Annotated in this window: 1 protein-coding gene; it reads right to left on the minus strand. The window is 49.7% G+C overall.

Features of this window, described 5'->3' with window-relative positions:
• Positions 1-190: 190 nt before the first annotated feature.
• Positions 191-1,632 (minus strand): ISNCY family transposase gene (locus tag ACO6V1_RS23785; RefSeq protein WP_422469054.1). Its coding sequence is split into 2 segments (ribosomal slippage): positions 191-1,188 and positions 1,188-1,632, totalling 1,443 coding nucleotides; the frame shifts between segments, so codons are not numbered across the junction.
• Positions 1,633-1,728 lie beyond the last annotated feature (96 nt).

Consider the following 1,728-nt stretch of genomic DNA (forward strand, 5'->3'; position numbering starts at 1 on the left):
TTAGTGCCTGTCAGAAAACCCATGAATAATCCGACTCAACAGGCACTGACAAAATTTTTTTGAACACAAAACAGGCCACTCATGCCTGTCGCCCCCCTTTTTTGATCAAAACTTAAACATTTCCACGTTTTTCGGGTGCCCGTAATCTTCACCCAACGATGATCGTTTGTTTTCTCGTACGCTTCTCCGTTCAGGCTGTTTTTTTGACAGCCTGACTGGATTGCTTTTGCAGTATAGAGCCCAAGCGGTGCAGATTGGTTCCTAAAACCGCCAGGCCAACATACCGACGATAACCGTCAATCCCTGAGTCCGGACATCGGTCCAGTCCGTGCTGCTCAAGTGCATTAATGTCGGACTCTACCGCGGAATGCTTCTTCATTGCCCTGACAAACTCAGGGTGTCGTTCACGCTTCCGGTCTTGTTCAGACCACCGCCCCTTTTTGGGTAAGACGGCTCGGTCAAGAAATGTTTCCAGCTTTTCAAGGTTCTCTTTTGACCAGAATCCCCGGTCATAACTGACCTGCGATACTTCAGGAAACCGCTGTTTTGCGCCTTTAGCTATGGCTACAGTCACCTGGTCATCAGTCTGTTTTTCCATGACCAAATGGTGAAGGGTGAAACCAAACTGATCTTGCAGTACACACACCCTGAGACCAAGTTCTACAGGAACGCCTGCTTTTCCTTTACTGATCCATTCCGTATGGCGTTCAAATAACGAAAAAACCTTCTCACTGTGCGGAATGGTTTCATGGTTCAGTACACGACGGATAATCAGTTGACACTGGTAGTCTGCATCTTTTATCCAGCGCTCCAGCTCTTTCAGTCGTAAGTCTCCGGGTATCCGTGCTTTCAAGAGATTCAAGGTTATTTCAGCCTTGCGGATAAGCTTCTGGCTGTAGGCTACATACTCAGCATGGACGGTTTCGATATCATGCTGTCGTGCTTCACGAAGCGACTCATTAGACGACGTTGACCGTTTCAGGTTACGGGCTTTGTGAAAACGCTTTTTGTGCTGATCCTGCAAGTAGTTGCTCTGTCGCCACAGGCTTTCCTGCTGCTCTGACGACAGGCAGGCTGCCCACTCGATCATCTTGCGAACGGCATCCCGGAGCAGGTTAATATCCGTTGGAAAGTGGGCATTGGTTTTTACGACAAACGAGTCAGCGCGGGCGCATATCCGCTCTTCTTTTTTTTTACCAGCTGGTGACCGGCATTGACCACAATCTGGTTGATCCCGTCCAGTATTTCCGGGGTGAACAGGGCGATATTATCCTGCAAAGTCTGGATGTGATAAGAGTGGGTACAGTACGGTCCGTGTCCGAGCATTTGCCGCAACGTACCGTGTTCATTGGCCAGCTCCTGAAGGCGGTCGTAGTCGCAGTTGATGGTCAGACGCAGGGTGCCAAAAATCAGTATTTTCCAGAGATCCATACCAGGGCGGCCATTGTCACGGCTGGCGGGTATCATTCGCTCAAGGGCGCGGAAAACCTGCTCTCTCAGCTCTGGGGTGATCCAGATATGCTGAAAAGCCCGCAAGAGCCGGGGTATGTCGTCCCTGGATTTGGGGTTGAAGGTGATGGCAGAGATATCGACCTCGCCTAACTGCATTTGTGGCTTGATGGTTTGGCGCATGAGTGAGAAAACAGCCTGTCAGTGGAAATCTTCAATGATTAAGTTAGGTCACAGACTGCTGTTTTCAAGGGCTGATGGGTTTTCGGACAAGCACTA

This window comes from Endozoicomonas sp. ALC013, from assembly GCF_049310205.1.
Taxonomy (GTDB): domain Bacteria; phylum Pseudomonadota; class Gammaproteobacteria; order Pseudomonadales; family Endozoicomonadaceae; genus Endozoicomonas.